The sequence below is a fragment of the Rhodanobacteraceae bacterium genome (assembly GCA_016713135.1).
Lineage (GTDB): Bacteria > Pseudomonadota > Gammaproteobacteria > Xanthomonadales > SZUA-5 > JADKFD01.
In genome coordinates this window covers 19,338-41,346 of record JADJPR010000001.1, presented here as the reverse complement: position 1 = coordinate 41,346, position 22,009 = coordinate 19,338, and the positions used below count along the sequence as shown (strand labels likewise).

Here is a 22,009-nt window from a genome sequence, read left to right as displayed (position 1 = left end):
GGATTCGAACGCGGGTGACAGGGCTGCCGCCTTGGATCCTTTCTGGCGCAATGCCACGATCTACTTCCTGATGACCGATCGCTTTGCCAATGGCGATTCGGGCAATGACCAATCGGTGGGACGCATGCCCGATGCCGACACCCTCCGGAGTTTCGCCGGCGGCGATATCCAGGGTGTGATCGACAAGATCGAATCGGGTTATTTCAACGCCCTGGGTGTGGATGCGATCTGGACCACGCCGCTGATCGAAAACGTCCATGGCCACGTCGGCGAGAACGAATGGGGCAAGACCTACGCCTATCACAGCTACTGGCCGAAGGACTGGACCGCGGTCGATCCCAATCTGGGCGACGAGGCGCTGATGGCCAAAATGATCGGCGCAGCCCACGGCAAGGGCCTGCGGGTGCTGAAGGATGTGATTCTCAACCACGCCGGCGCGCCGACTAAGATCGACCCGAAGTGGCCCGCCGACTGGGTGCGTCCGGGTCCGGCGTGCACCTACACCAGCTTTGCCACGACGGCCACCTGCGAGCTGAGTTTCACCCTGCAGGACATCCGCACCGAATCCGAAGAGCCGGTCGAACTGCCCGACTTCCTGGTCGAAAAGTGGCGCTCCGAAGGCCGGCTGGAACAGGAACTGGCTGAGCTGGATACCTTCTTCGAGCGCACGAAACTGCCGCGGGCGCCAAAGTACTATCTGGTCAAGTGGTTGACCGACTGGGTGCGCGATCATGGCATCGACGGCTTTCGCATCGATACCGCCAAGCACGTCGACCCCGAAATCTGGGCGGTGCTCAAACGCGAGGCCGAGTTTGCCCTGGCGCAGTGGCGTGCTCGCAATCCCGATCGTATCAGGCCCGATCGCCCCTTCTACATGTTCGGGGAGGTCTTCAACTACGGCGTCGCCGGATTCCAGAACGCTGCCGAGGAGGGCCTGGCCTACGACTACGGCGACCGTCAGGTCGACTTCTACGAGCTGGGCTTCGACGCCCTGATCAACATGGGTTTTGCCACCCATGCGGCGCAGCCTGCCGGGGCGCTGTTCGCGCAGTACCACCAGGAGTTGCAGGGCCGATTCGCCGGCAAGGGCGTGGTCAATTACATCAGCTCGCACGACGACATGGGTCCGCTGGACCCTGCGCGCAAGGATGCCTTCAATGCCGCGATCAAGCTGATGCTGGCGCCCGGGGCGGCGCAGATCTACTACGGCGACGAACTCTCACGCAGTCTGGTGGTCCCCGGCACCAAGGGCGATGCGACCCTGCGCTCGTCGATGGACTGGTTGGCGGTCGAGGAGCAAGCCGAGATACTCGCCCATTGGCGCAAGCTCGGACAGTTCCGCCAGCGTTTTCCGGCCGTGGGCGCCGGCGTGCATCAGGAACTGCAAGCCAGGCCGCTGGTCTTCTCGCGCACGCTCCACGGCGCCGCGCCGGCGCTGGTGGCCCTGGACCTCAGGCGCAAGAACAATGTGGTACCGGTCGCGGGCGTCTTCGAGGACGGCCAGGTCCTGCGCGATCATTACAACGACGAGGTCTATACCGTGCGCGATCAACGGGTCGAGGTGAGCGGCCGACGGCCGGTGTTGCTGCTGGCGGCGCAGGCGAACACACCGTAGCGCAGCTCCGAGCTGCGTAGCGCGGCTCCGGTGCCCAAGCCGTGTGTGCCCGGTTGACGCCAAATCGAGCCTTCGCGCCAGCGGTCGCAGCCATGCCAGCGTCAGCCTGCAACTGCCCTCGTGGCCTCGCTCCCTCCAGCGCGATGCGAAGAGCGCACCGGCAGGGGCGACCCGTCCTTGGCCGCGTGAGAAGCTGAAATCTCGCAGCCTCTCAGCCCTGCTGGCGCTCCCCGCCCTCAGCGCCCCAGGTCGCGAGCCTTCGATACAGCGTCGCCCGCGAGATCCCGAGGCGCGCGGCGGCAGCGTCGACATCGTCGCCGGATCGGGCCATCGCCGCTTCGATCAGGCGACGTTCCTCGCGGGCGAGCTGGCTGGCCAGGTCTTCCCCGGCCGTGGCGGCGCCGCGGATCTCCGGGCGCAGTTCCTCGGCGGTGAGTGCCGCATCGTGGTCGAGAAAGGCGACCGCGCGCTGCATCTCGCGTTCCAGCTCGCGGATGTTGCCGGGCCAGCGCCACGCGAGCAGCGCGTCGAGCGCGCGTTGGCTGATGCCGCGCACGCGCAGGGCCGCGCGCCGCGGCGGCGCGGGCGAGGAGTGCAGCGCAAGGTTGCCGATGTCGGCGACCCGTTCGCGCAAGGGCGGCAGTTCGACTTCCCAGTCGGCGATGCGGTGCCAGAGGTCGTCGCGGAAAGCGCCGCTGGCGCGCATCGCGGCGAGATCGCGGTGAGTCGCGGAGACCACGCGCACGCGCGCCGGCCGCGCGCTACGGGCGCCAAGGCGCCAGACTTCACGCTCCTGCAGCACGCGCAAGATGCGCGCCTGGGTGGCCGGCGCCATGTCGCCGATCTCATCGAGGAACAGGGTGCCGCCGTCGGCGCGCTCGAACAGGCCGGCGCGTGCGTCGACGCCGGTGGCGACGCCCTTCTCGACGCCGAACAACTCGGCCTCCAGCAGGTCCTCCGGGAAGGCCGCGCAATTGACGGCGACGAAGGGCGTCTCCGGCTGGCCGCTGTGCGCGTGCAGGAAGCGCGCGAGCAGTTCCTTGCCGGTGCCGGATTCGCCGCGCACCAGCACGTGGATGCCACTGCGGGCGACCCGTGCGGCCTGCCGGTGCAGCTTGCGCACGCGCGGATCCAGCGGTTGCGGCGTGGGCCATTCGATCTCCGCCTCGGCGGGCGGCGCGCGTCGCGCCGGGCGCGCCAGCGCGAGCAGCGCATGCGCGAGCTCGGCGAGATGGGAAAACCCGGCCGGATCCTGGCCCGGCGCCAGCTCGGCCTGTACGCGCAGGTCCTCGTGTTCGAGTTCGATGGGCGTGCCGGCGTCGGTGCGCGCGAGGAACAGGCAGGCATCGGCTGAATCGGCGATCGCCAGCGCGCGCAGCGGCAGCAAGCGCATCCACGCTTCGCCGAGCGCACGCGCCAACTCGACGCGAGCGGCGCCGGCGGCGGCGAGCCGCAGCAGCGGCGCCAGCGACTTGCGCGTGAAGCGATCGCTGGCGCCCGCCGCCAGGGTCACGGCCGGCAGCGGCGAAGTCGCGGGCGCGTCCGCCTGCGGCAGCGCCAGCGCGACCTCGGCGTCGCCCTCGGCGAGCGCCCGCAGGCGCAGCGGGACGTGGCCGAGGCGCAACTCGCACCCTTCCGGCAGTCGCACCCAGTCGCCCGGCGCGATGCGCACGCCGTCGATCTCGACACCATTGCGCGCGCCGAGATCGCGGATCGCCGGCGCGGGTTCCAGGCGCAAGGTCGCGTGGCGGCGCGAGACTGTCGCCAGGGCGATGCAGGGCTCGCAATCGGCGCCACTGCCCAGCGTGTACTCGCGCGTGCCATCCAGCAGACAGCGGGTGCGCGCCGAGTCGTTGCCGATCAGCAGTTCAAAGCGCATCGATCAGTGCGTCGCGGACTTCGGCAACAGCCGGCCGATCGTGCTGCCCTGCACCAGCAGCGAGAACAGCACGATCGCGTAGGTTGCCATCAGCAGTTGTTCGCGGATCGGCCCCGGCGGCAGCGATAGCGCGAGCGCCACCGAGATGCCGCCGCGCAATCCGCCCCAGGTCAGGATGCGCACGGTGCGTTCGGGGAAGGTGTGGCGCATGCGGAAGGCGGCGATCGGCAGCCCAACGCTGACCCAACGCGCGAGCAGCGCCACCGGGATCAGGACCAGGCCGGCGACCAGGTACTGTCCATGGAAGGTCAGCACCAGCACTTCGACGCCGATCAGCAGGAACAGCACCGCGTTGAGGATCTCGTCGATCAGTTCCCAGAAGTCGTCGAGGCGCTCGCGCGTCTGCTGCGACATCGCCAGCGCGCGTCCGTGATTGCCGATGTAGAGGCCGGCGACGACGATCGCGATCGGTGCCGAGGCGTGCAGGCGGGAAGGCCAGCGCATAGCCGCCCATGACGATCGCCAGCGTCAGCAGCACCTCCACATCGTACTTGTCGACCCGCTTCAGCAGGTGGAAACCGATCCAACCGAGCACCAGCCCGAAAACGGCGCCGCCGACCGCTTCGAACAGGAACAGTTTGCCGATGCCCTCGATGCTGGCCGGCGCGCTGCCGTTGGCGATGCCGAGCAGCACGATGAACACGACGACGCCGATGCCGTCGTTGAACAGCGATTCGCCGGCGATCTTGATCTCCAGCGCCTTCGGCGCACCCAGGCGCTTGAGGGTTGCCATCACCGCGATCGGATCGGTGGGCGCGATCAGCGCGCCGAACAGCAGGCACCACACCAGCGGCAGCGGGATGCCCATCACGGTGAACACACACCAGGCGCCAAGCCCGAGCACCGCGGTGGAAATCAGCACCCCGACGCTGGCCAAAGTGGCCACCACCCAGCGCTGTTCGCGCAGTCGTTCGAGGTCGACGTGCAGCGCACCGGCGAACAGCAGGAAGCTCAGCATGCCGTGCAGCAGGGCTTCGTCGAAATCGATCTGGTGCAGCATAGTTTCGACATCGCTGGCGAAATCGAGCCCGGCGCGCCGCATCAGCGCGAGCGCGAGCGACAGCACCAGGCCAAGGCGCATCACGCCGAGCGTGGTCGGCAACTTCAGCCAGCGGTGATTGATCCATGCGAACAGCGCGGCGGCGCTGATGACGATCGCGGCGAGGTCGAAGAGATGGCGGCGCCCCGGAATGGCCTGGCCCGATCGCAAGGTCAGAACGACGTCGATCGCCCCCGGCATTCGTCCGACCGCGCGCCCGCGCCTTGCCGGACGGCGAGGACGACCCTGGCCCGGCCTGCAAACAACCGCGCGCCAAGCAACGGCCAGCCGTTGTCGTCAGGTGCGATCATGTGAGCTGCCTTGCCCGGTTCGCCGCCTACCCCGATGCGCCAACTCCGCCCATGAGTCACACCGGGACCTGCCGCCTGCAAGCCGCGTGCTGCTGGCTGCTGGTCGTGGCTGCCCTCGCATCGTCCCCCGGGCTGCGCGCCTGCCCGGGCGCGATCGAGCGGGCGCAGAGGCGAGCGCATCGTCGGCGCTCTTGACCTCGGTCGCGGCGTCGCTCGACAGGTGCAGCGCCATGCGGAAGTCAGTGAGCGGCGCACGCGTCGCGCCCGGTTGTCAGGCGCAACTACTCGAAGCCATTCGCGAATACCTGCGGCCCCGCGTTCTCGCCCGGCCGCAGCAGCAGCGCCTCGATCCGGCCGCTGCCGCCACCGACCGAGCTCGCGACGGTCGCCACGCCGCGCACGCGCAGGCCGAGCAGGGTTCCCGGCGCGGCCGCGCCAATACCGGTGCGGGTCCAGCCACCGGCGATGCGGGTCATCGGCAACTGCTCGACCGCAACGCCGGCGTGCTCCACCTGCAGGACCGGCGCCTGCACCAGTTCCGGCGCGGCAAAGCGGGATCGAGGCTGCCGTCCGCCCGCAGGCGCGCGATCCGGCTGCGCGGCTGGCCATCGATCTCGAGGAACTGGCCGCCGATCAGGATCCCGCCATCCGCCTGCACCGCGATCGCCTGCACCGTCCCGCCGACGGCCGGCGCGAAGCCGGGATCGACACTGCCGTCCGCCCGCAGGCGGGCGAAACCGGGGCGCGCCAGGCCATCGATGGTCTGGAAGTGCCCGCCGACGAGGATGCGCCCGTCGGCCTGCAGCGCCAGCGCGTGCACCACGCCGTCGGCGGCCGGGTCGAAGGCCGGATCGAGGCTGGCGTCCGCGCGCAGGCGTGCCAGCCGGCTGCGCGGCAGGCCGCCCGCCTGCAGGAAGGCACCGCCGAACACCACGCCGCCATCCGCCTGCGCGGCGAGCGCGATCACGCGCGCGTCGGTGGCGGTGGTGAAAGCGGCGTCGTGGCTGCCGTCGGCGTGCAGGCGCGCAAGGCCCTGCTGCGGCAGGCCTTCGACCGAACTGAAGTTGCCCCCGATCAGCACCGAACCATCATCGAGCGGCAGCACGGCGCGCACCTCGGCGTCGAGCGCGGCGGGCAGGAAGCCCGGATCGACGCTGCCGTCCGCCCGCAACCGTGCGAGATTCCGCCGGCTCTGGCCAGCGACCGCGGTGAAGTCGCCGCCGAGCAGCGCGCTGCCGTCGCCGAGCACGGCGAGCGCGCGCACGTAGAAGCCGGTGACGACCGGTGCGTAGCCCGGATCGAGCTGGCCGTCGGCGCGCAGGCGCGCCAGGCGGCTGCGCGGCTGGCCGTCGGCGCTGGCGAACTCGCCGGCCACCAGCAGCGCGCCGTCGGCCTGCTCGACGAAGGCCATCGGCGCGATGTCGAAACCGAACAGCGTAGACACATCGGGCCGGCCATCGCGGTGCAGCCGCGCCAGCGCCGGAACGGTCGCCCCGCCCACATGATCGAAGGCGCCGCCGACCAGCACGCGGCCGTCCTGCTGGCGCGCCAGCGCCCAGCCGTCGTCGTCCAGTTCGCTGCTCATCGCCGGATCAACGCTGCCGTCGGCACGCAGCCGCACCAGGCCACGCCGCGGCTGGCCGTTGACGCTGGCGAAGGCCCCCGCCGCGAGCACGCCGAGATCGTCCTGCGGCAGCAGCGCCGCCGCCGGCAGGTCGAGGCTGGCGGCGAAACCCGGCAGCACGCTGCCATCGGCGGCCAGCGCGGCGATGCGCGCGCGCGGCTGGCCGCCGACCGTGGCGAACAATCCACTGGCGTAGATGCGGCCGTCGCCCGCCTGCACCAGCACGTCGACATCGCCATCGGCGCCGGGATTGAAGCCGGGATCGAGCGCGCCACCCGGCAGCAGGCGCGCGAGGCGCTGGCGCGGGCTGCCGGCGAGCGTGGTGAAGCTGCCGCCGACCAGCACCGCGCCGTCGTGCTGCAGCGCGAGCGTGCGCACGCTCGCGCTGGCGTTCGCCGAGAAACTGCTGTCGAGGCTGCCGTCGGGGTTGAGGCGCGCCAGCCGCTGGCGCGCCGTGGCGTTGACCTGGGTGAAGCTGCCGCCGATCAGGATGCGGCCGTCGCCGAGCACCAGCAGCGCCGCGACCGCGCCGTTGACCTGCGGCGCGAAGCCCGGATCGAGACTGCCGTCTGCCAGCAGGCGCGCGAGGTGCGCGCGGCTGGCCGTTGACGCTGGCGAACAGGCCGGCGATCAGCAGCCGGCCGTCGACCTGCTGCGCGCTCGCCACCACGGCGCCATCGGCGGCCGCAGCGAAGCTGGCGTCCAGGCTGCCGTCGACGTGCACGCGCACCAGGCGGTTGTGCGCTTCGCCGGCGACCATGCCGAAGTTTCCGCCGGCGAGGATGCGGCCGTCGGCCTGTTGCAGGACGGTCAGCACGCTGTCGTCCGGCTGCGGACGGAAGCCCGCGTCCAGGGGCCAGGCTGGGAGCCGGGCGCAGGCCAGCAGCAGCAACAGGGCGAGCACGACCGGATGGCACGGGAACGGTGCGGGAGTTGCGGCAGAAGTGGGCATCGATGCGGCTCGGGTGGCGGCGATGGCGCTGTTCCGCAAGCCGCGTGCCAACCGGACCCACGATCAAAAGGCGCGTACTATCAATACCTTGTATGCCGCGGTTGCGATCGCCGTCGCGATCCTGAGACGGCGCTTTCGCAGTCGCGCGACGCAACCCGGCAGGCATGCGGCGGGCTTGCGCGCTATGGTTGCACCCTCGCGACCACGGAGATCCGTCGATGCGCCGTCTGCCGCCCCTGCTCGCCCTGCTGGTCGCCGTCGCGGCCGGCGCCCAGGACCACCCGCTGGTCAGCGCCTACCCGGGCTCCACCCAGAGCAAGCGCGAGGTACTGGAGTACGCCGAGTACCAGCGCATCGTCGGCATGCGCGAGGACGCCAGCCAGACCGAAGCGCTGGCCGGCAGGGTCACGCGGCTCACCTACCGCAACCCGGCCGGGCGCTCGACCCTGGAGATCGCCGCCAACTACAAACAGGCGCTGGAGCGCGCCGGGATGCGCGTCGATTACGAGTGCGTCGGCCGCGACGCCTGCGCCAGCAGCGGCGTCGGCTGGCGCAAGATCCCGTCGTGGAACGCGATCAACGGCATGAACGTCGGCGCGGTGGCCGATGTCCGCTATTTCACCGGCAGGCTCGAACACGAGGGCCGCCAGGCTTACGTCGCGCTCGCGATCAACCCCAGCGTGCACCACCTGCACGTCGTCGAAGTGCAGGCGATGCAGCAGGGCCTGGTGGTGGCGGACGCCGCGGCGCTTGCCAGCGCGCTCGACCGCGACGGCCGCGTGGTCGTCGACGGCATCTATTTCGACACCGACAGCGCGCGCCTGCAGGCGGCCTCGGACCCGGCGCTGGAGCAGGTCGCGAAACTGCTCGCGGAGCGTCCTGCGCTGACGCTCTACGTGGTCGGCCACAGCGACAGCCAGGGCGGCTTCGCGCACAACCAGAAGCTGTCGGCGGAGCGCGCCGCGAGCGTGCTTGCCGCGCTGGTGCAGCGCTTTGGCGTGGCCGCGGCGCGACTGTCGGCGCACGGCGTCGGCCCGCTGGCGCCGGCCGCCGGGAATGCCAGCGCAGACGGCCGCGCGCGTAATCGGCGGGTCGAGATCGTGCTGCAGTAGCCAGCGACGTGGCGCAGGTCGAACAGCGGCTGATCGCGCGCTACGGCACGCTGTCGCTGCTCGGCAGCGGCGGCATGGGCGCGGTCTATCGGGTGCACGATGCGGCACGCGGCGGCGAGGTGGCGATCAAGACCGTGGCGGTCGCCGATCCGCGCCTGCGCGCGCGCCTGCGGCGCGAGGCGGAACTGCTGGCGCGGCTGTCGCACCCGCATGTGTGCCCGATCCTCGAATGGCAGGAGGAGGACGACGGCGCCTGGATCGTGATGCCGGTGCTGGACGGCACCACCCTCGATCGTTGCGCGCGCGATCTCACCGTCGACACCATCGTCGAGCTGCTGCAGCAGGCCGCGCGCGGGGTCGCCGCCGCGCACGTTGCCGGCCTGGTGCATCGCGACCTCAAGCCCGCCAACCTGATGGTGCTCGACGCCGGCGGCAGCCAGCCGCGCGCGGTCGTGATGGACTTCGGCATCGCCCATGCCAGCGACGCCAGCACGCTGACCGGCACCCACGAAGTGCTCGGCACGCCCGCCTACATGGCGCCCGAACAGGCGCGCGGCGAGAGCGCGCAGGTGGACGCGCGCGCCGACGTCTGGGGCCTCGGCGCCACGCTCTACGACGCGCTGACCGGGCGCCCGCCGCATGGCCACGGCAGCCTCGCCGAGGTGCTCGCGCGGGTGCTCGACGAGGACGTCGCCTCGCCGCGCGTGCATCGCCCGACGCTGCCGGAGCCGCTCGCGCGCATCTGCCTGAAGGCGCTGGAGCGCGATCCGGCGCGTCGTTACCCAAGCGCGGACGCATTCGCCGACGACCTGCAACGCTACCTGCGCGGCGCACGCGTGCGCGCGCCGACGCCGGGTCCGCTGTACCAGTTGCGGCGCATGCTGACGCGCCATCCGCGTTTCTGGGCGGCGGTCGGTGCACTCTCGCTGGCCTTGCTGCTGGCCACCGGCGCCGCCATCTGGAGCCGCATCGATGCCGGCGTGCAGGCTGCCGCCGCGGCCGAGCGCGCCGCCCTGGTCGAGCGCGTGCGCGCCGGCATGCGCGCCGCACGGCTGGCGCCGGCGCACCCGATCGAACGCGAACGCGCCCCGCTGCTGGCCGACATCGAGGCGCTTGCCGCGCGCCAGGCAGGCGCGAGCGGCGCGACGCGCATCGAGCTGGAGCGGGCGCTGGCGCAGGCCTGGTTCGAACTCGGCGACGCCCAGCGGGCGCGCGCGCCGGCCGCCGCGCTGCTCGAGGGCGAGCCGGCGCCGAGCCACCGCGAACTCTACGCGCGCATCGAACTGGCGCTGTACGCGCAGGCGGCGGCGGGCATCGCCGACCTCCCACCCGGCCCGCGCGCGGCCGCGCTGCAGGAGTTGCAGGCGCGCCACCTGCAGCCGGCGCTGCAGGCGCTGGCGCCACTGCCGGCGCCGCCGGCGCTGCTGCAAGCGGAGCTGGCGCTCGCCGAGCGGCGCTTCGAGGACGCCGACGCGGCGCTCGCCGACATCCGCGTGGAGGACCCCAGCGACGAGCGCCCGGCGCTGCTCGCCGGCGATCTCGCCAGCGCGCGCGCGCTGGCCGCGGCCGAGCGCGGCGAGCGTGCCGTCGCGCTGCAGCAACTGGAGGCGGCGGCTGCGCACTACCGCGCAGCGCTGGAGATCGTGCGCAGCGACCCGCATGCGCTGGCGCGCGCCTGCGAGGTCGCCGCGCGCCGGCAGTCGCTGCTCGGCGCGCAGGCGAGCACCGATCCGGGGCAGGCGGCCGAGATCGATCCCGCCTGCGCCAGCCTGACGCGGGTCGACGGCGACGGCGCACTTGCCGCGCAGACCTTCGCCGCGGCCTGGCTGGCGCTGGCGCGGGCCGCGCAGCAGGCCAACCAGCCGGCGCGCGCGCGCGAGCATCTGGCGCAGGCGATCGCCGCCGCCGAGCGCGCGCAAGCCGTGCCCGGCAGCGAGGCGCCGCTGCTGCTGGCGAACGCGCTGCAGCGCGACGCCGCGCTGCTGCCGGACGACTACGCCGGGCGCAAGGCGCGCCTGGACCGCGCGATCGGCGTGCTCGAGTCGGCGCGCGCGGCGGCGCCCGGCGCGCTCGCGCTGCGGATCGCACTGGGCGAGGCGCTGCGCGATCGCGGGCGCCTGCTGCAGAACCATCGCCAGTTGCAGGCCGATGCCGAGGGCCCGGCGCTGCTCGACGACTATCGCGCGGCGCGCGCGGTGCTCGAGCAGGCGCTCGTCTTGCGCGCCGACTCGCTGCCGGCGCGGCGCGCCCTGGCGCTGACGCTGATGTTCCACTTCTACGCGCTGCGCGACGAGGACCCGGCGCAGGCGCGCAGCCTGGCGCAGGCCGCGCTCGCCAGCCTGGAACCGGCGCTGGCCGCGCAGCCGGACGATCCCGACCTGTTGTTCGACCAGGCGGCCAATCTCGGCGACCTGTGGACCTTCGAGTCCGGCTACACCGAACCCGGCGGCCGTCGCGCCACGCTGCCGCTGCTCGAGCGCGCGTGGCCGCTGTTCGAGCGCCTGCGCGCGGTGGCGCCGGCGCGCGTCGATGGCTACGACTACGAGATTGCCTTCCGCGCGCAGGCCGGCGAGCGCCTGCGCGAGGCCGGCGAGAAGCGCCTCGACCAGCTGGCGCCGCTGCCGGCGCTGGTGGACGCCGCGCGCGCCGCCGACGTCGAGCTGTCCGAGCATTTCCTCGGCTGGGCGCTCACCGAGTACGCGCTCGCGCTGGCCGACGAATCGCCGGATGACGCGGCGGTCGAAGCCGCGCTCGCCGCGGCGCTCGCCGAGCTGGAACGCGGCCTCGCCGACCCGCATCGTCGCTACGACAGCGTGCGCATGCTGCTGCAGTGGTCCGGCGCGCGCGCCGAGCGCCTGCCCGCCGGCGATCCGACGCGCGCGGCGATCCTCGACCGCGCCGAGTCGATGTTCGCAGAGGCGGTGGCCGGCGAACGCGGCCAGGGCGACAACATCCTCTGGTGCGAGGGTGGTCGCATCGCCTTCGAGCGCCGTCGACACGCCGATCCGGACGCCGCCACGCGCCTTGCGCTCGAACGCTTCCAACGCTGCGAGGCCCTCGGGCCGATGTGGTTTCGCGCCTGGCAACCCTATGTGCTGCGCCTGCGGAAGGCCCGCTGAGGGGCAGCGTCGGTCCGCGGCCGCTGCTTCCACTTGAACTTCAACATGCGCGGGCTATTGTGCGCGGATGTGCCGATCCATCCATGCGGCTCTCCGCCGCCCCGCCCATGCCGCCTTGATGGCCGTCCTCGCCTGCCCCCTGAATTTGTCGGCGGTGGAATGGAGCGGGCAGCTGGAAGTCGGCGTCGCTGGCGGCAGTGGCGAGCGCCACTGGACGGATGGCGGCCTCAGCACCGCCGGTCGCGCCGACGGCGCTAACGCGGAATTGCGCTTCGGTTTCGATCATCGCGCCGAGTCGGGCTGGGCCGTGCACGCGTCCGGGTTGGCCCGCGACAACGGCGAAGCCGGTCGCGAACTCGGTCTGCTCGAGGCCTACCTGGACCTGGGTTCGCTCGCCGAGGACGGCTGGCGGCTGCGCATCGGCCAGGCCTTTGCGGGCACCAGCCGGGAGAACATCGAGGCCTTCTGGCAGAGTCCCTACAGCTTGAGCCTGTCGGCGCTGAACGCCTGGATCGGCGAAGAGTTCCGGCCGATCGGTGCGGAGTGGACCCGGCGCTGGCCGCGCGACGACGGCGCCGCCTTCGACCTGGCGGCGGCGGTCTACATCGGCAATGACACCGGCCCCGCTGCGCTCGCCTGGCGCGGCTACGCGACGCATCATCGCCTGAGCGTGTTCGGGGAATCGCTGCCCTTGCCGCGGCTGCCCGCATTCGCCGCGGACGGCGCGTTCTCGATGCAGCGCAGCGATGGCACCCAGCCCTTCGGGCCGGATCTCGACGGCCGGCCCGGCTGGTCCTTGCGCGCCCGTTACGACACTGGCACGGGGCTGCGGTTGTCGGCCTATGTCACCGACAACCGCGGCGACCAGGACCTGCACTCCGGCGACGAGTACGCATGGGCAACGCGGATGGCGCTGATCGGCGTCGACTGGCAGTTCGCCGATGCCTGGACCTTCCTCGCGGAAGTCCAGCGCGGCGACAGTCTGATGGGCTTCCCGCCCGGCCCGCATGTGGACATCCGCTTCGACGCCGCCTATCTCATGCTCAGCCAGCAACGTGGCCCTTGGACCCTGAGCGGCCGCCTCGAGGCTTTCCACGTGGCTGATCGCGACGGCCTCGCGCGCGATCTCAACCTGCAGGATGGTCGCGCCCTGACGCTGGCGGCGCAGCGCGAGTTCGAGCGCTGGCGGCTGGGCGTCGAGTGGCAGTCCGCCGACATCCGCAGGCCGGGTAACCGCGACGCCGGCTTCGCGGTCGACCAGGGCGGGCAACGCTGGCAGGCGATGCTGCGGCGCTATTTCTGATCCTTGCAGGCGGCTTCGATCGGGACGATCTCCGCAAGCTCGGGCGGTTGCAGGCCAGTCGCCCGCGCCCGCTGCGCGCTGGCACAGGCGATCTCGTCTTCTCCAGCCGCCGCAGCGCTGCGCGCGAGCAGGATCAGGCTGCCGATGTCGACGCGCAGGCGCGCATTCTCCTGCGCAAGCGCCAGCGCGCGCCCGGATTCGCCGCGGTCGAGGTAGAACTCGGCCGCGTGCTGGGCATAGGCCGCCGGATGCCGCGCCAGCAGGTCGGCAAAGCCCGCGCGTGCTTTCTCGGTGGCGACCGCTGCCGCCGCCGTTGCGCCGGCGGCGGTTTCGACGTCCGCCAGTGCCGCCAGGAATTCGGGATTACCGGTCTGTTCGATGACTGCGTGGTAGCGCTGGCGCGCGGGCGCCAGCTGACCGAGCGTGGCCTCGCACTCGGCGAGATGCTCGGCCGCCAGGTAGTACTGCGGCAGGCGCTGCAGCGCAGTTTCGAAAAAGACCCGCGCGCTGGCGCAATCGCCATGCCGCAGCAGCGCGATCCCCTGCTGCGTATGCAGCCAGGCGAGCGGATAAGGGTCGACATCCGGGTACAGGTCCTGGGCCGCGCGGTACCAGCGGAACGCGCCCGCAGGATCGCCCAGCATCAGCCGCAGGTCTGCGCGGTGCGCCAGTTCCTGGAAGTCCCCGACCGGCAGGTTCGATGCCGCGAAATCCGGCTGCAGCAGGTCGTAGCGTCCGAGCGCCATCCACAAGTCGCGGCGCAGGCCGGCCACCTCCGCACCCAAGGACTCGGCCGCATCCAGCGCCTTCGCGGCATCCTCGAACAGATGGAAGCTCATCAGCGTGGCGGCGAGGACGCGGTGCGCGTCGGCGTGGTCGGGCGCGACCAGCACCGCCTGGCGCGCTTCGGCCAGTGCGGCCTCGGCGTCGGCAATCCGGCCGACGATGCGGAAGCGCGCGTGCAGCGCTGCAGCCAGCAGCGCATGCGCGCCCGGGGCATCCGTCCGTCCGCGCAGGCTGGCGATCCGCGAATCGAGGTTGCCGAGATAGATGTCGCTGGAGGTGGTTGCGCGCGCGTCCACCGATGCCGGGTACCGCACCGGCGCCCTGGGGGGCGCCGGTGCCTCGGGCGGTACGCTCGCACAGGCGCCCAGCAGGACCGCCAGGACGCCGCCGAGCAATCGCCGCGCCCGCGCCCGGATGGCCGCGCGCGCCGCCATCACAGCGGAGTCCCGAGGAACGGGAAGTCCGCGAGGAACACGCTGTCGTTGGCCACGTTGTCGCGCACACCGGGACCGACGATGGCGCCGAGCGAATCGTCGATCACGTCGCGCGCGAGCGTGCGGCCACCGCAGCCGGCCGCGCCCAGTTCAACCGCGAGGTAGGCATCGCACTGAGCCCTGGAGGTATCGATGACCAGGCGATCGTCGACCAGGACGCCGGCCAGGGTGGCCGCCGGCAGCAAGGCATTGCCGCTGGTGCCGTCGAGGGTGTCGAGCGCCGCCAGGTTGGCCTGCATCTCGGCCTGGAACAGGCTCGCCCAGCTGCTGCGGTCGGCGGCCCGGTTGTAGGCATCCTTGAGCGCCGTTCCGGTGTTCGGCAGCACATTGATCAGCACCGTGTTGATTCCGGGGCGGCCCATGCGGTCCACTTGGCCGGCGGTGTTGAAGCTGCACGGCTGGTCCTTGATCTGGGTCAGCCGGGTCATCGTCAATTCGCCGCTGGGCGTGCCGAATTCAGCCGGCGCGCCGGCCCAGGTCACGACCGTCGAGTTGCAGCCGGTGAAGCGGAAACTGAGCGACCCGAAGGGAATCTGGCGCACCTGCGCGGGATCGAACGCGGGCGGGAACATCCCGCCTTCGGTGTACACCGCCACCGGAATCGTCGCCGTGTCATTGGCGATGGTGCCGGCGCCCACGATCCAGCGCTGCTGGCCGGCCGCGTTGTAGGCATACCAGGCGACCGCGACACGGTCCGGTTCGCCGGCGGCGACTGGCGCAAGCACCTCGATGTGGGCACCGTGGCCGGGCTTGGCGGCGTCGTACCAGAAGCCGGACATGCCGGCACTGATGCCGATCTCGCCCGTGCGCACTGTCGCGCCCCAGACTCTCCAGACCGGGTTGGCCCCATTGTTGTTCAGACGCGAACGGTCCACCGCGACCACCAGTGCAAGCGTATTGCCGCTGAAGGAATTCACCCCGGGATTGGTGAACGATGGGGTCAGCGTGGTCCGAGTGCGCTGGAACGCTGGCCCGTCGAAGAAGAAGGGATCGTCGCGCAGGCCGGCCCAGACCCGCATGCCGCTGCCGGCCACGGTGCGCTCGATACCGCCGCTGGCGGAGAGGCCATTCGGACCGGAGCAGCTGACGCGATTGCTGCGATCGAGGAAGCGGCAACTGAGGACCGCTTCGCTGGCACCGTTGTCGATATGGAAGCGGTACTCGACGGCATCCGAGAAGCGCGAGTTGTAGTCGGCGAAAGGAACCACGGTGTTCACCAGCACGATCTCATTGGGATCGTTCGGATTGGTGAAGGCGTAGATGTCGTTGATGTCGGCGGCCGGATCGGCGGTGGCGATCGGCGCATCGCGGTGATCCGCGGCGAAAGCGCCGCCGGCAACCAGCAGGAGGGGCAACAGGGAGGGGCGCATGGGCAAGCTCCATGAAGACGTCAGGGCACGCCGGGATGGCGTGCCTGCAACAGTATGGGCTCGCAATGACAATTGGATGCAGTTCGCGCAAAAAGAAAAAAGAATCTGAGCGGATCCGGGCTCGCAGCCTTCACGGATACGCGCATCCGGTCACCGACCTGGATGCAACCACGGCCGGCGTTGGCCGGCGAAAGCGTCACCCGCCGTCGGCGGTCTGCTGCGTTTCACCAGTAGCGGGAGCCCGAAATGCGTCGTTGGACTGTCTTTATCCTGTTGTGCGCCATTGCATGGGTGCCCCAGGTCCGCGCCCAGATCGCCGAGTCGGCCGAGGAGGTGCGGCCGATCCTGGTCGGGTCGCCGGTACCGGCGGTGGAACTGACCGAGCTGTCGGGCGAGACAACCACGCTGGCGGCATTGCTGGGTGGCAGGCGCACGGTGCTGGTGTTCTACCGCGGCGGCTGGTGCCCATTCTGCAATCTGCAGTTGAGTGAGTTGCGCAAGCTCGGACCGGACCTGGCCGCGCAGGATTTCCAGTTGCTGGCGGTCAGTCCGGACCGCGCCGAAATCCTGCGCAAGACGCTGGAAGAGGGCGATATCGACTTCACCCTGGCCTCGGACAGCCGCGCGCTGGCGCTGCAGGCCTTCGGCATCGCGTTTCGGGTCGACGACGCCACGCTGGAGAAATACCGTGGCTTCGGCGTCGACCTGGAGCAGGCCAGCGGGCAGGCGCACCATGCGCTGCCAGTCCCGAGCGTGTTCGTGATCGACGCCGCGGGCCTGATCCAGTTTGCCTACGTCAATCCCGACTACCGCACGCGCGTTCCCCTGCGTATGGTGCGGGCGGCAATGGAAGCGGTCGCCGCGGGCGAAACCGGCAAGCCGCTGAAATAGCCGGTCTTCCCCGATTTCGGCGTCCGAAAGCGGCCAGCGACGATGCCGGGGCGGGACCACAATCCGCCGTGAGCCGCAATCCCGGACCTGCAATGACCGCCGAACTCGACAACCCCTTCTGGAGCGCGCTGGCAACACGCCATCGCCATCTCGCCATCCGCGGCGAGGGATGGGCGCGCTATCCGGCCGAATGTGCGCCCTTCCTCGGCGTTGAACACGCGGGCGTGGACATGTCTGGCGCACTCGCGCCGGGCGAACAGGCGTTCCTGCTCGGCGTGTTGCCGCCGGTGCCGGAGGGCTGGCAACTCACGGCCTTCCGTCCGCTGGCGCAGATGGTCTGCGATGCACCGATCGAGGTAATCGACGGCGCGCCGATCCTGCCGCTCGCGAGTGACGCGGATCGCGCCGATGTGCTGGCGTTGACCGCGCTGGTCTACCCGCACTATTTCCGCAGCCGGACGATGGAACTCGGGCGCTACTTCGGCATCCGCCAGGACGGGCGCCTCGCGGCGATGATCGGCGAGCGCCTCGGCACCGAGCACGCGCAGGAGATGAGCGCGATCTGCACCCACCCGGAGCACCTCGGGCGCGGCCATGCGCGGCGGCTGACCGCCTGGCTGGGCAACGACGCGCTCGCGCGCGGCCTGCTGCCCTTCCTCCACGTCAGCTACGAGAACCCGCGCGCCCAGGCGCTGTATCACCAGCTCGGCTACCGCGTGCGCGTGGACATCCCGTTCTGGTCGCTGGTGCGGCCGGCGTCCTGACCAGGCCGGTGGCAGTGCGTCATCGAGCGCGGTACGGGACTCAATCCGCGGCGAACTGAGAGGCGTTGCGCCCCTTGATCGGCGCATAGAAACGCTTGATGGCGGCCATGTCCGCCGCGACATCGCCGGTGGGCTGGAACACCGGTCCGAGGCCACTGACCTTGCGCGCGTAGTCCATGTAGGCCAGTACGATCGGCACCTGCGCGGTCAGCGCGATGTAGTAGAAGCCGGTCTTCCAGTGGCGCGTCTTGCCGCGTGTGCCCTCCGGCGGGACCGCCAGTTGCAGCGGGCCGTCCGCCGCCTCGATCGCCGCGGCCGATGCCGCCACCAGGTTGCCGGACTTCTCGCGGTCCACCGGGATGCCGCCCAGCCATCGCATGACCGGGCCGAATGGCCATTTGAACAGGCTGTGCTTGCCCATCCAGTAGACGTGCAGCCTGAGCGCGAACGCCACCATCAGCGTGTACGGCAGGTCCCAGTTGCTGGTGTGCGGCGCCGCGATCAGCACGCACTTGGTCGTACCGTGCGGCAACTCGCCCTCGACTTTCCAGCCGGTGATCCGCAGGAAGGCCAGCGAGAACAAGCGCAGCAAGGTGTTCACGACGGGCGTGTGGAAAATCGTCCGGTGCATGCGGGGGCAGGGAAGTCGGCGGAATCGTTGACGCAGGGCGCGCGATCCGGGCCCGATGGCGACAGGATAGCGGTCTGGCGGCCCAAACGCGTCATTCGCAGCCCGGTTTGCCCGGGCAATCCGCGATGACCTCAGGCCCGATCCAGTCGGCGCACGCGAATCCCCACGCGTGAATGGCAGACCGTTTACAGCGGGTTGCAATCGCGCAACACTGCAGGGGCCGCGGCTGGGGGAGAACGCCATGCAACGCCTTGCACTCGGGCTGGTGGTCATCGCGCTCTCGGGGTTCGCACTCAGTCGACTCCCCGGCGGCGGGGAGCGCCCGGAGTTGCGCCTGCCGCCGCCGGTGGAACAGGCGCCTGGCGAACGCGCGGACTATCGTCGCCGGCGCGAGGACTGGATCGAGTTGCTGCACCGTGCGGCACCCGCGACCGACTGGCGCGGCCAGGATGCAGCCTTCCGCGCCGAAGCGATCGCCGAACGACGCCAGGGCATCCACGTTTTGCGCGCGACGGGTGCGCCGCAAGCTTCGTACCGCGCCTTCCGCTCGCCCACGGTCAGCGGCCAATGGGTCGAGCGCGGTAGCGGGAACATCGCCGGGCGCACGCTCGCCACCGAATACGATGTGGCGGCCAACCGGCTGAACGTCTTCAGCCATGGCGGCAATCTCTGGCGCGCGGATCGCGGGCCGTTGAACTGGAGCAGTCCGGCCGATGGCGCCAGCTTCACGCCCAACGGCAGCTTCGGCTACCTCGACCGCCTGACCGGCCCGGAGCGCCTGCTGGTGCTGGGGGACGCCCCATCCGGCGTGTGGCGCAGCGACGACGGCGGCGTCAGTTGGCAGGCCGCCACCGGCTTCGCGACCAGCGCCTTCTGGTACGCCACAGGTTTCGCCAGCCGCGACCCCGGCGGCACCGAGGTGTACGCATTGCGCAACGAATTCAGCGGCTCCTGGCGCCCGCGGCTGTACGCCTCGACCAACCGCGGCGCCAGCTTCACGCCGGTGGCGTTCATGGCCGCGCGCGACCAGGCGGCGCTGTTCTCGCCGCGCTACAACAGCAGCACGGTGTACCTGCTGGATGGGCTGCAACTGAAGACCATAACGCCGGGCACCCAGGCGCTGGTGAATGTCGCGACGGTCACCGGCGCGGCGGCGCTGTCCAGTTCCAACCGGGTAGCCCTGAGTGGCGGCGTCAACGGCGGCACGACCTTCCTGTATGCCTTCATCGAGCGCGGCGCGGTCACCGAGGTCTATTACAGTGTCGACGGCGGCAGCAACTGGGTCCGCCGCAGCGACGCGCCGACCACCATGTTCGGCCTGAACTCGGCCGAGAGCTCGACCCGCGATCCGCTGCGGCTCTATGTCGGCGGGGTCAATGCCTATCGCAGCCACGACGGCGCGCTGAGCTGGCAACTGGTCAACCCCTGGCAGGACTACTATGGCCAGGAGGCGACCAAGCTGCACGCGGACATTCCCAACATCGACGTGTTCGTCGACGGCAACAACGCCGAGCGGGTGTACATCTCCACCGACGGCGGCACCTACGAATCCACCGACGGTTTGCTGACAGTCCAGAACCTGTCGCTTGCGGGCTTGCTCAACGGCCAGTTCTACGGCAGCTACACCGTGCGCAGCCAGCCCTACGCCATGCTCGGCGGCTCGCAGGACCAGGGCTACCAGAAATCGGTGTCGCCCGTTCCCGGCGTCAACAACTTCGTGCAGACGATCAGCGGCGATTACGCGCACCTGAGTTCATCCAACAACGGCGGCGCCCTGTGGATGGTCTACCCCGGCTTCGTGCAGCTCGACACCAACCCCGCGAGCGGCAACTGGATGGCGCTGCGCAGCTGGGACTACGCCGCGAACAACCTGCAGGACTGGTTGTTCCTGGCACCGATCGAAGCCGACCCACTGAACCCCAATCGCGCCCTCCTTGCGGGCGGCGGAATCGGTGCCAACCGCAACCGGCTGATCACGCTGACCTACAACGGCAGCAGCATCAGCCACAGCGAGGGCAGCTTCGACTTTGCCAGCAAAGTCACCGACGTGCAGTTCTCGCGCGACGGGATGACCCGCTACGTGGTCAACGATGGCGGCCAGTTCTACCGCGACAGCGGTGCCGGTTTCAGTCTGCGCAGCAGCGGCATGCCGGATGGCCAGTTCTTCTACGGCAACTGCATCCTGGTCCACACCACGACACCCGGGACCGTGTACGTGGCCGGCGCCGGCTACTCCGGGCCGGGCGTCTACCGTTCCACCACCAACGGCGACAGCTTCAGCCCGTTCAATACTGGCCTGCCAAGCACCCTGGTCTACCATCTGGCGATGTCCGCAGACGGCTTGCACCTGTTCGCCGCGACCGAACTCGGGCCGTACTACTACGACAACACGCTCTCCAGCTGGGTGTCGATCGCAGCGGTGCAGACGCCGGACCAGATCTACTGGCACGTCGACTACATCGACGCACTCCAGACCGCGCGTTTTTCCACCTATGGTCGCGGCATCTGGGACTTCGTGATCGGCGGGGAGAACCTGTTCCGCAATGGATTCGAGAACTGAAGGTCGCGAGGTCGCGGGCGGGGCTGGCGAGGCCCGCCTGACCGTGCGCGCGCGCGCTGGCGGGCGCTGGCTCCCGGCACTGCGCCGTACGGCTTGCGTGCTGCTCGCCGCGCAGTGCGCCGCGGCCGTCGAAGCGCGCGACTGGCATGTGCGCACCGACGGCAACGACAGCGGCGATGGCAGCGTGTCCGCGCCGCTCGCCAGCCTGCGCCGGGCGCTGCAACTGGCACAGCCGGGCGACGTGGTGCAGATCCACGCCGGCAGCTACTTCGAGACCGCCGGCGCGAGCGCGTCCAGGCTGGCCAGCGCCGGCGCGGAGATCGTGGTCCAGGGATACGCCGGCGCGCGCCCGGTGCTGGATGCCAGCCTGATGCCCGAAGACACCAACTTCATCACCGTGGGCGGCAGCCACTATGTATTTCGCGGCCTGGAGTTGCGCAACGCCAGGCGCACCACCTTCTCGGTCTGGGGCGGGCAGGACATCCGCATCGAGGACTGCTGGATTCATCATGGCTGGCGCGGCGCCCTGTATCCCGGCAACGGGGCCGCGCGCATCCAGTTCCTTGGCAATCGGGTCTGGCGCAATGTGCAGATCAACAATCCGGTGGCAGCGTCGGGTGGCTGGCCCTCGGCAGTGAACCTGGCCGGCGAAGGCCACCTGGCGGCCGGAAACTGGATCCACGAGAACTTTGGCGAGGGCATCGGCGTCTACGGGCGCAACCACGCGGTGCGCGACAACCGCGTCCACGACAATTACTCGGTCGACATCTACGTCAACAATGTCGAATCCAGCGTGGTCGAACGCAATGCGTTGATCGCCACTGGCGTGCCGGAATTCTGGCGCCTGGGCGCGCCCGCGGTGGCCATCAGCCTGGCCAACGAGAGCGCCGAGGATCCCATCCGCCTGGACCTCGTGCGCATCGTCAACAACGTGGTCGGCGGCCCGCGGCGGCGCTGCCTGAGCCAGTGGAACGGCTATTCGGGCGCGCCGATGAACCGGGTCACGGTGCGCGGCAACACCTTCGCCTGCAGCGCCGCCGACGTCGCCTGGCACCTCGATCCCGGCACCCACACCGGCAGCGTGTTTGCCGGAAATCTGGTGTGGCAACGCAACCCCACGCAAGCAGTCGTGCGGGTCAGCGGCAGCAACGGCGTGGCCTACGACCACAACGCGTGGTTTGGCGGCAACGCAATGCCGGCTGCAGCGGTGCAGGGGCCGGGCGATGTGCTGGCCGATCCGCAGTTGCTGGCGCCCGACAGCGGCGGCGTGGCAGGTTTCGCCCCTGGCGCCACTTCGCCGCTGGTCGATGCCGCGGTCGCCGCCAGCATCGACGAGGATCACTACGCCTTGCCGCGGCCATGGGGCAGCGCACCAGACCTCGGTGCCATCGAATACCGCGGGCCCCTGTTGATCGATGGCTTCGAATAATCCCGGAAACTTCAGGGCAGTGCGCCGGCTTCCCGCTTCACACGCCGCAGTCCGATGGTAACCGGACCCC

General features: G+C 70.5%; 14 protein-coding genes and 3 pseudogenes. 8 read left to right on the top strand and 9 right to left on the bottom strand.

Translation table 11 applies throughout. The features are described 5' to 3' along the window. Nucleotides 1-31 precede the first annotated feature (31 nt). Nucleotides 32-1,615: an alpha-amylase gene (locus IPK27_00150; GenBank protein MBK8066076.1), complete on the top strand. Its 1,584-nt coding sequence runs from the start codon at nt 32-34 to the stop codon at nt 1,613-1,615. A gap of 211 nt (nt 1,616-1,826) precedes the next feature. Here IPK27_00150 and IPK27_00145 read toward each other — a convergent pair whose 3' ends face one another. The 6 genes and pseudogenes from IPK27_00145 to IPK27_00120 form a co-directional block, all read right to left on the bottom strand. Continuing rightward, nucleotides 1,827-3,494 carry a sigma 54-interacting transcriptional regulator gene (locus tag IPK27_00145; protein ID MBK8066075.1) on the bottom strand — a complete coding sequence of 556 codons (1,668 nt, stop codon included), beginning with the start codon at nt 3,492-3,494 and terminating at the stop codon, nt 1,827-1,829. Nucleotides 3,495-3,497: 3 nt separating this feature from the next. Beyond that, a pseudogene (locus IPK27_00140) lies at nt 3,498-4,794 on the bottom strand (sodium:proton antiporter). A 391-nt stretch (nt 4,795-5,185) separates the two neighbouring features. After that, nucleotides 5,186-5,380: a hypothetical protein gene (locus IPK27_00135; protein MBK8066074.1), complete on the bottom strand. Its 195-nt coding sequence runs from the start codon at nt 5,378-5,380 to the stop codon at nt 5,186-5,188. Next, complete coding sequence (locus tag IPK27_00130) at nt 5,377-7,038, bottom strand: delta-60 repeat domain-containing protein (GenBank protein MBK8066073.1); 1,662 nt, start codon at nt 7,036-7,038, stop codon at nt 5,377-5,379. Before IPK27_00130 ends, IPK27_00135 begins: the two co-directional genes overlap by 4 nt. A gap of 36 nt (nt 7,039-7,074) precedes the next feature. Then, nucleotides 7,075-7,134: pseudogene (locus tag IPK27_00125) on the bottom strand (hypothetical protein). Between the two features lie 85 nt (nt 7,135-7,219). After that, nucleotides 7,220-7,480: pseudogene (locus IPK27_00120) on the bottom strand (delta-60 repeat domain-containing protein). Nucleotides 7,481-7,698: 218 nt separating this feature from the next. Here IPK27_00120 and IPK27_00115 point away from each other — a divergent pair. The 3 genes from IPK27_00115 to IPK27_00105 all read left to right on the top strand — a co-directional run bounded on the left by IPK27_00115 (nt 7,699) and on the right by IPK27_00105 (nt 13,014). Next, nucleotides 7,699-8,592, top strand: a complete 894-nt coding sequence (locus tag IPK27_00115) for an OmpA family protein (GenBank protein ID MBK8066072.1) — start codon at nt 7,699-7,701, stop codon at nt 8,590-8,592. 8 nt (nt 8,593-8,600) lie between these two features. Next, nucleotides 8,601-11,711 carry a serine/threonine protein kinase gene (locus IPK27_00110; GenBank protein MBK8066071.1) on the top strand — a complete coding sequence of 1,037 codons (3,111 nt, stop codon included), beginning with the start codon at nt 8,601-8,603 and terminating at the stop codon, nt 11,709-11,711. Nucleotides 11,712-11,829: 118 nt separating this feature from the next. Next, complete coding sequence (locus IPK27_00105; protein ID MBK8066070.1) at nt 11,830-13,014, top strand: hypothetical protein; 1,185 nt, start codon at nt 11,830-11,832, stop codon at nt 13,012-13,014. Here the strand turns inward: IPK27_00105 and IPK27_00100 are convergent. Beyond that, complete coding sequence (locus IPK27_00100) at nt 13,005-14,234, bottom strand: tetratricopeptide repeat protein (GenBank protein ID MBK8066069.1); 1,230 nt, start codon at nt 14,232-14,234, stop codon at nt 13,005-13,007. The genes IPK27_00105 and IPK27_00100 overlap by 10 nt on opposite strands. After that, complete coding sequence (locus tag IPK27_00095) at nt 14,234-15,664, bottom strand: DUF4331 family protein (protein MBK8066068.1); 1,431 nt, start codon at nt 15,662-15,664, stop codon at nt 14,234-14,236. The genes IPK27_00100 and IPK27_00095 overlap by 1 nt, the downstream gene beginning before the upstream one ends. 246 nt (nt 15,665-15,910) lie before the next feature. On the opposite strand from IPK27_00095, the gene IPK27_00090 reads away from it, so the two are divergent. Continuing rightward, nucleotides 15,911-16,555: an AhpC/TSA family protein gene (locus IPK27_00090; protein MBK8066067.1), complete on the top strand. Its 645-nt coding sequence runs from the start codon at nt 15,911-15,913 to the stop codon at nt 16,553-16,555. Nucleotides 16,556-16,647: 92 nt separating this feature from the next. Next, nucleotides 16,648-17,319, top strand: a complete 672-nt coding sequence (locus tag IPK27_00085; GenBank protein MBK8066066.1) for a GNAT family N-acetyltransferase — start codon at nt 16,648-16,650, stop codon at nt 17,317-17,319. A 40-nt stretch (nt 17,320-17,359) separates the two neighbouring features. Here IPK27_00085 and IPK27_00080 read toward each other — a convergent pair whose 3' ends face one another. Next, nucleotides 17,360-17,950: a lysophospholipid acyltransferase family protein gene (locus IPK27_00080; GenBank protein ID MBK8066065.1), complete on the bottom strand. Its 591-nt coding sequence runs from the start codon at nt 17,948-17,950 to the stop codon at nt 17,360-17,362. Between the two features lie 241 nt (nt 17,951-18,191). Here IPK27_00080 and IPK27_00075 point away from each other — a divergent pair, with 241 nt between their 5' ends. Beyond that, nucleotides 18,192-20,510, top strand: a complete 2,319-nt coding sequence (locus tag IPK27_00075) for a hypothetical protein (GenBank protein ID MBK8066064.1) — start codon at nt 18,192-18,194, stop codon at nt 20,508-20,510. Then, entirely contained in the window at nt 20,494-21,939 is a 1,446-nt protein-coding gene (locus tag IPK27_00070) for a right-handed parallel beta-helix repeat-containing protein (protein ID MBK8066063.1), read from the top strand. The genes IPK27_00075 and IPK27_00070 overlap by 17 nt, the downstream gene beginning before the upstream one ends. Nucleotides 21,940-22,009 lie beyond the last annotated feature (70 nt).